Origin of the sequence: Tardiphaga sp., from assembly GCF_028290785.1 — a bacterium.
Classification (GTDB): Bacteria; Pseudomonadota; Alphaproteobacteria; order Rhizobiales; family Xanthobacteraceae; genus Tardiphaga.
The window spans coordinates 1-7,421 of record NZ_JAQGJD010000125.1; the positions used below are offsets into that span (position 1 = coordinate 1).

The 7,421-nt window shown below is 64.2% G+C and carries 7 protein-coding genes and 1 pseudogene; 7 read left to right on the top strand and 1 reads right to left on the bottom strand.

Going from position 1 to position 7,421, the window contains the following annotated elements:
* Positions 1 to 401: ABC transporter permease subunit (locus JWR89_RS07375; RefSeq protein WP_299713740.1), on the top strand; the 401-nt coding region annotated here is incomplete at its 5' end.
* Positions 402 to 410: 9 nt separating this feature from the next.
* On the top strand, positions 411 to 1,124 hold the full coding sequence (locus JWR89_RS07380; protein ID WP_299713743.1) for an amino acid ABC transporter permease: 714 nt from the start codon (positions 411 to 413) through the stop codon (positions 1,122 to 1,124).
* A 56-nt stretch (positions 1,125 to 1,180) separates the two neighbouring features.
* Here the strand turns inward: JWR89_RS07380 and JWR89_RS07385 are convergent, their stop codons facing one another.
* Positions 1,181 to 1,591: an NADH:ubiquinone oxidoreductase subunit NDUFA12 gene (locus JWR89_RS07385; protein WP_299713746.1), complete on the bottom strand. Its 411-nt coding sequence runs from the start codon at positions 1,589 to 1,591 to the stop codon at positions 1,181 to 1,183.
* 280 nt (positions 1,592 to 1,871) lie between these two features.
* Between JWR89_RS07385 and JWR89_RS07390 the strand changes: the two genes are divergently transcribed.
* The 5 genes and pseudogenes from JWR89_RS07390 to JWR89_RS07410 form a co-directional block, all read left to right on the top strand.
* Positions 1,872 to 2,438 carry a BA14K family protein gene (locus tag JWR89_RS07390; RefSeq protein WP_299713749.1) on the top strand — a complete coding sequence of 189 codons (567 nt, stop codon included), beginning with the start codon at positions 1,872 to 1,874 and terminating at the stop codon, positions 2,436 to 2,438.
* Positions 2,439 to 2,627: 189 nt separating this feature from the next.
* Positions 2,628 to 3,824, top strand: a complete 1,197-nt coding sequence (locus JWR89_RS07395) for a GAF domain-containing sensor histidine kinase (protein WP_299713752.1) — start codon at positions 2,628 to 2,630, stop codon at positions 3,822 to 3,824.
* Positions 3,825 to 3,970: 146 nt separating this feature from the next.
* Positions 3,971 to 4,222: a hypothetical protein gene (locus JWR89_RS07400; protein WP_299713755.1), complete on the top strand. Its 252-nt coding sequence runs from the start codon at positions 3,971 to 3,973 to the stop codon at positions 4,220 to 4,222.
* Between the two features lie 4 nt (positions 4,223 to 4,226).
* Positions 4,227 to 4,772, top strand: coding sequence for a hypothetical protein (locus JWR89_RS07405; RefSeq protein ID WP_299713758.1), 546 nt, complete (start codon positions 4,227 to 4,229; stop codon positions 4,770 to 4,772).
* Positions 4,773 to 5,502: 730 nt separating this feature from the next.
* Positions 5,503 to 7,421: pseudogene (locus JWR89_RS07410) on the top strand (vitamin B12-dependent ribonucleotide reductase); the annotation flags it as partial.

A 7,421-nucleotide genomic window follows, 5' to 3' on the forward strand; every position in this document is an offset into this window, starting at 1 on the left:
TGACCGCCGGCGTTCTGGCGATCACCGCCAACAACGCGGCCTTCATGACGGAAATCTTTCGCGGCGCGCTGACCAGCATCCCGGCCGGCCAGATCGAGGCGGCCGCATCGCTCGGCCTCAAGTCCCGCGCGATCTGGCTCCGGGTGGTCCTGCCGCAACTCTACATGCGCTCGCTGCCGGCCATCGTCAGCGAATGCACGATCGTGGTGAAGGGGACGGCGCTGCTTGCGGTGATCACCGTAGTCGAGGTGTTCCGCACCGCCCAGCAGATCGGATCCACCAGCTTCCGGCCCTTCGAAACCTTCGCTGCCGCCGGGCTGGTGTTTCTGGCGCTTAGCCTCGTCATCAGCCAATTCGGCATGTGGCTCGAACGGCGCTATGCGCTGCGTCGCGGCGTCTAGCGGGGGACCATGCTCGACATCTCCGTCATCACGAACAACTGGCAATATTTCGCGCAGGGAATCTGGGTCACGGTTGTGGTGACGACCTCAGCGACCATTCTCGGTTTCTGCATCGGGTTCATCATCGCGCTGGTGCGTACCTCCACGCTGCTGCCGCTGCGGATTGCCGGAGGCGTCTACGTGGAAGTGTTGCGCAACGTCCCTTTCATCATCCTGCTCTTCCTGTTCTTCTACGGGCTGCCTTTTGCCGGCATTCGCATCCCGGAACGCGTGGCGGGCACCATCGCACTGGCGATGTTCGCCTCGGCCTATTATGCGGAAATCCTGCGCGGAGCGATGGCGGCTGTTCCGCGCGGTCAGGTCGAAGCGGCGCGGGCGATCGGCTTCACCCAACCTCAGATCCTGCGCTATATTATCGCGCCGCAGATGTGGAAATTCGCGCTGCCACCGATGGCCGGCACGACCACCATGGCGATCAAGGAATCATCGATCCTGAGCACGATCACCGTTGCGGAGCTGACTTATCAGGGCCTGATCGTGCAGGGCATGACGTTCGCGCCCTTCGAGGTGTTCTTTGCCGTGGCCAGCCTCTACTGGATTTTCACGGCGTTGCTTTCCTGGGGTTTCCGCCGCACCGAACGCGCGGTCGGATCGCCCGAACTGGCGGCGGTTTTTCGCAGTCCGCTCGCGCGCAAATATCTTTCGCTCGATCATCGGCGTTAGGACCATGAGCGCGCCCGACGGCGACGCCGTAGCCCGCCCCGGCAAACAGCCCGCGGCTACTGGCCCGGCGTCCAGGGCTGGTAGTCGCCAGTTGCCACGGGACGGCGGCCGTGGGCCAGGGTCGAGCCGGCCGGACGGTACGCGGCCGGCGTGCCGGTCAGGTTCGGCTGATGCGGCTTCTCCCATTCGCGGTTCGTGTAGCTCTCTTCGGTGGGCGCCACATCGACGGTGTGGTGCAGCCAGCCGTGCCACGACGGCGGCACCTTGGAGGCCTCGGCATAGCCATTATAGACCACCCAGCGGCGCTGGAAGCCCAGCGTCGGATCGATCACGCCACCCTTGGTACGGTAATAGGTGTTGCCCTGCTCGTCGGTGCCGACCAGCTCGCCGAACCGCCAGGTCCACAGCTGCGTGCCGAACGTCTGGCCACTCCACCAGGTGAAAAATTTCAGCAGAAACAGCTTCATGGCCCGCACCGCGGTTGGAGAACAATTGCGGTCGTTGATGCCATCGGCGGGCCGGATTGTCCAGTTGTCTCCGCGACACCCTGCCACGCGCCATGCATCGTGACCGGCCTCGTATCGGGTCGGAAAGGGCCTATCTCGATTAGATCGATCTGACGCGGTCACGTTCGTTCATGCCGCATACAGTTCCGGCCTGCCACCCTGCGCTCGCGCAGCGCGACGATTGGTCGGGAACGCTCCTCCCGCGAGCGGGTTGAATGCGCAACCAGAATAGGAGACCAAAATGATCAATCTGAAGATTTTGAGTGCCGCAGCGATTGTGACACTGGCTTTGCCCGTGATCGCTTCAACCGCCAGCTACGCCCAGAATAGCGGATTTCGCGGCGGTGGCGGCGCTCCCAGGGTCAGCGGCGGCGGCGGTCCTCGCGTGGGTATGGGCGGCGGTGGCCCTCGCATGGGCATGGCCGGCGGCGGCGGTGGCCCCAGGGTGGGCATGGGCGGCGGCCAGCGAGTCGGCGGCGGTAACTTCGGTCGCGGTGGCGGCTGGCGCGGTGGCGGTGGCGGCGGGTTCGTCCCCGGCGCGGTGGCCGGCGCCCTGATCGGCGGCGCGATCGCGTCGCAGAGCGGCTATCCCGGTTATTACGGCGGCTACGGCTATGGCGGCGGCGGCTATTACGGTAGCTCGTACGGCGCCTATTACGGCGCACCTTATGACGACGGCGGCGAAGTCGTTGAAGCGGCGCCGGCCGGCGGCGGCGACGTTGAATACTGCATCCAGACCTACAAGTCCTACAACGTCCGCACCGGAAGCTATCTGGGCTATGACGGCCAGCGCTACGCCTGCCCATAGGCTGGCACGCGGTTGCTAAATGAGGACGGCGCCCGCTGCGGCGCCGTCCTTTATCGTTCCGGGGTTGCGGCCAGCCGTACAGCGTCTATGAACGTTCATCGGGTTGACCGCGAAACATTGTGGGAACTCGCGCGTATCCTCTTCGACCGGACCACGACGGGCCCGACGCGTCAGGTGTGAACAATCTTGGTGGACACTTCAGGTAAGCCGACAGTGGCGCAGTTGCACGCCAACGAGTCCGAACGGCTGCAGGCGCTTCGCTCCTACGGCATCCTCGATACCGCCGTCGAGCCGTCCTTCGACGACCTCACCAAAATCGCCAGCTATGTGTGCCAGACCCCGATCGCGCTGATCAGTCTGGTCGATGAGCACCGGCAGTGGTTCAAATCCGCTTTGGGCACCCCGCTTCGCCAAACTCCGCTCGATCAATCGATCTGCGCCCATGCGCTGCTCGAACACAGTTTTCTCGAAGTCGAAGATACCACCAAGGATCCCCGCTTCGACTGCAACCCGCTGGTGACCGGCGACCCGCACGTTCGTTTCTATGCCGGCGCGCTGCTGCGCACGCCGGATGGCCTGCCGCTGGGCACGGTCTGCGTGCTCGATGACAAGCCGCGCGTGCTGTCGGCCGAGCAGCGCGACGTGCTCGCCGCCCTCGCCCGCCAGGTGATGTCGCAGATGGAATTCCGCCGCGCGCTGCTGCTGTCGGATCGCCTGCAGCGCAATATCAGCCGGCTGATGGCGGTGGCCGGTCACGACCTCAAGCAGCCGTTGCAGGTCATGGTGATGGCGATCGACCGGATCCGCGGCAAGCTGACCGACGCGAAGGATCGCGAACGGCTCGGCTACGCCATCGATGCCGGCATGCGGATGGCCGAAGACCTCGACCGGCTCGCCGAAACCTCGGTGATGGAGGTCGGCTACGGCGCCCCGGACCTGAAGAGCTTTGCGGTCGCCGACGTCTTTCAGTCGGTCCTGGCCAACTGGCGCCTGCACGCCGAATCCAAGGGCCTCGAACTGGTCGTGGTGCCCAGCAAGGCGAAGGTGGTCAGCGACCCCGCGATGCTGCGCGCCATCATCGGCAACCTGGTCGGCAACGCCATCAAGTATACCGAGCGCGGCCGCGTGCTGGTCGGCTGTCGTCGGCATCACCATGCCGTGACGATCGAAGTGCTGGATTCCGGCGCCGGCATTGCCCGCGAACAACAGGCCGCGATCTTCGACGCCTTCCACCAGATCGATCCGACCAGCGAAGGCCTCGGCCTCGGCCTGTCGATCGTGCGCCGCACCGCAGAGGCACTCGGCCACGACATCGAAGTGAAGTCCGACCTCGCCCGCGGCTCGCATTTCAGCGTCCGCGTGCCGCTCGCGGCGAACTCGGATTAGGCCGCTACGCTTCGATCGACGTGAGTTCAGGCCCCGCTCCCGGAACTGATTCGGACGCCCATGCCGTCTGGCGATTCCCTGTGCCTGCAGCGCCGCGGAACAATCCGCAGCGCCGGCGATTCAACCACTGACAAATGGAGATCATCATGCCCGCAGCCACGCGACGAAAACCCGAAGCCGCGGATCAGTGGGCCGCGCGCATCCTGCTTCATGCCCACGCCATCGCGCCCTGCCCCGAACACGGCTTCATGCGTTTGCGATTCCACCATGCGGCGATCGACTATGCCCACGCGCTGGCGGCGTCCGATCCGCTGCCCGGCAAGAGCAAGGCGAAGTGCGTCGCGGTGCTCGACGATTTTCTCGACGGACTGAGCGACGACTGTCCCGCCTGCGGCTAACGACATGATGACCGGCCGGCCGCGAACGAATCCGCCGGCCGCCGCGACCAACCCCGCGATGAATGAAAGCGGCCAACCAGAGAAGCGTCCAAGCGACCTCGAGCGCCGTCATCCCAAGGTGCGCGAGTGGGTGCTTCATACGCTGGCTGTGGCGATGGCTTTCGCGGCCGTGCAGCACTACAAACCGGAAGGCATCGTCGCCATTCCGATCGTCTTCGTCGGGGCCTACGTCGTTGCAAAGCTCATCGGGGATATCGTCTGGTTGAGCAGCGCCGTCTGGCTCGGGCTGATCTCCGTGCTGATTCTGGTATGTACGTTGTCGGTGGCCTTCACGAGCCTCCCGTTGCTCCCGGCCGTGCTGCTGACGATCCTGCCTGGAATCGGCCAAGCCTACCTGATGTGGGCCTTGTGGCCGGCGACGAGCGCCTTGTCTCACCCGCTGACCCTGTTGAGCGCGGTATGGCTTCTCCTGCTTGCCATTACAATTTTTCAGCAGGACCTGTTCGTCCGCTGGCGCCCCCGGTCAAAATTGGGTCGCAAGCGGGCCTAGGCGATTCGCGGCGGCGCGACCGGACGGGCGGCGACGCTCCGGGGGAACCGGTCGCCGATTTCACGGAAATCCTTCTGCCAATTGGGCTTTATCATCACCCGGTATCCCGGCACCGGCGACTGTGCGGTTTTGACCAATGCCCGAGGCACCTGAGTCTGCCGAACGCAAGGCTCTCATGACAAAATAAAGTTGCCCTGTGAACAGTGGGCGAAGCGCCGGCAATCCAAACAATTTGAAATATTTCGCCTTCCGATTCCGTGAGGACTCACCGATACTTGCCAGCAATCGAGGTGGCGCTTGCCCCCTGGTTATCCCCACTTCCCACCATATTTAGTAATTGGTTTAGGAACCCGTACTAGTTCTTGACGGGTATCGGGAGTCGGCCTAGTTTTCAAAACGTTCGGTGCGGGTGGTCATTTGTCCCGCCGGGCGCTCCCCAAAAGGGTTCCAGACTGACCGCTTCGACGGCCGTATCGGCTTTCGGGGACGGGCCGTTCTGTCCCGAAAACGGGCGACCTTTGGGGTCGTCACAATGAGCTGAACAACAGCTCGGGTTGCATAGTGAGGCGTTGATGCATGCCCCGGGGAAACCGGACGCCGGCACCCCGGCAAGGCATGCGGACAGAGACAACAGGCCGGGTCACCGGCTGAGCTGCGGGCGCAAGTCCGCTAAAACTGAAATCGCCGGCGTCGCCCTATCGGGGTGCCGGCACTAGACGGGGCCACGACCATGCAGATCAATCGCCTGTACACCACGGACGGACAGTCTCCCTATGCCGGGATCGATTTCCGCCACACCACGTCGGAGATTCGCAATCCCGATGGCTCCGTGGTGTTCAAGCTGGAGAATGTCGAGGTCCCCGACTCCTGGTCGCAGGTCGCCTCCGACGTGTTGGCCCAGAAATACTTTCGCAAGGCCGGCGTCGCCGCGAAGCTGAAAAAGGTCGAGGAAGAGACCGTGCCGTCGTGGCTGTGGCGCTCCGTGCCCGACACCGAGGCGCTGGCTACTTTGCCCGAGAAGGAGCGCTACGTCTCCGAGCTGTCGTCCAAGCAGGTGTTCGACCGCCTCGCCGGCTGCTGGACCTACTGGGGCTGGAAGGGCAGCTACTTCACGTCGGAAGCCGACGCCCACGCCTTCCATGACGAGCTGCGCTACATGCTCGCCAAGCAGATGGTCGCGCCGAATTCGCCGCAGTGGTTCAACACCGGCCTGCACTGGGCCTACGGCGTCGATGGTCCCGGCCAGGGCCACTATTACGTGGACTGGAAGACCGGCAAGCTGACCAAGTCGAAGTCGTCCTACGAGCATCCGCAGCCGCATGCCTGCTTCATCCAGGGCGTCGAGGACGACCTGGTCAACGAAGGCGGCATCATGGACCTGTGGGTGCGTGAAGCCCGTCTGTTCAAGTACGGCTCCGGCACCGGCTCCAACTTCTCGAAGCTCCGCGGCGAAGGCGAGAAGCTGTCCGGCGGGGGACGCTCCAGCGGGCTGATGTCGTTCCTGAAGATCGGCGACCGCGCCGCCGGCGCCATCAAGTCGGGCGGCACCACGCGCCGCGCCGCCAAGATGGTGGTGGTCGATGCCGACCATCCGGACATCGAGACCTATATCGACTGGAAGGTGAAGGAGGAGCAGAAGGTTGCGGCCATCGTCACCGGCTCCAAGATCAACCAGAAGCACCTCAAGGCGATCCTGAAAGCCTGCGTCAATTGCGAAGGCTCCAACGACGACTGCTTCGATCCCGAGAAGAACCCGGCGCTGCGCCGCGAGATCAAGCTGGCGCGCCGCGCGCTGGTCAATGACAACGTCATCAAGCGCGTCATCCAGTATGCCAAGCAGGGCTACAAGGACATCGACTTCCCGGTCTACGACACCGACTGGGATTCCGAGGCGTATCTCACCGTGGCCGGCCAGAACTCCAACAACTCCGTCTCGCTGAAGGATGATTTCCTCCGCGCCGTCGAGACCGACGGCACCTGGGACCTGATCGCCCGCAAGGACGGCAAGGTCATGAAGACCCTGCAGGCCCGCGACCTCTGGGAGAAGATCGGCTACGCCGCCTGGGCTTCGGCCGATCCCGGCCTGCACTTCAACACCACCATGAACGACTGGCACACCTGCAAGGCGTCCGGCGACATCCGCGCGTCGAATCCGTGCTCGGAATACATGTTCCTGGACGACACCGCCTGCAACCTGGCCTCGGCCAACCTGCTGACGTTCTACAACACCTCGACCGCGACCTTCGACATCCACGCTTATGAGCACCTCTGCCGGCTCTGGACCATGGTGCTCGAAATCTCGGTGATGATGGCCAAGGTCCCGTCGAAGCCGATCGCCGAACTGTCGTACGAATTCCGCACCCTCGGCCTGGGCTACGCCAACATCGGCGGCCTCCTGATGTCGATGGGCCTGTCCTACGACAGCAAGGAAGGCCGCGCGCTGTGCGGCGCCTTGACCGCCGTGTTGACCGGCGTCTCCTACGCCACCTCCGCGGAGATGGCGAAAGAGCTCGGCCCGTTCCCCGGCTACAAGAAAAATGCTGCGCACATGCTGCGCGTGATCCGCAACCATCGCCGCGCGGCGCATGGCGAATCCCGCGGCTATGAAGGCCTGGCCGTGGCCCCCGTGCCGCTCGACCACGCCTCCTG

Coding starts and splice junctions, on each gene's coding strand:
- JWR89_RS07385 (WP_299713746.1), bottom strand. CDS start 1,591: ATGAAGCTGTTTCTGCTGAAATTTTTCACCTGGTGGAGTGGCCAGACG.
- JWR89_RS07405 (WP_299713758.1), top strand. CDS start 4,227: ATGATGACCGGCCGGCCGCGAACGAATCCGCCGGCCGCCGCGACCAAC.
- JWR89_RS07400 (WP_299713755.1), top strand. CDS start 3,971: ATGCCCGCAGCCACGCGACGAAAACCCGAAGCCGCGGATCAGTGGGCC.
- JWR89_RS07380 (WP_299713743.1), top strand. CDS start 411: ATGCTCGACATCTCCGTCATCACGAACAACTGGCAATATTTCGCGCAG.
- JWR89_RS07390 (WP_299713749.1), top strand. CDS start 1,872: ATGATCAATCTGAAGATTTTGAGTGCCGCAGCGATTGTGACACTGGCT.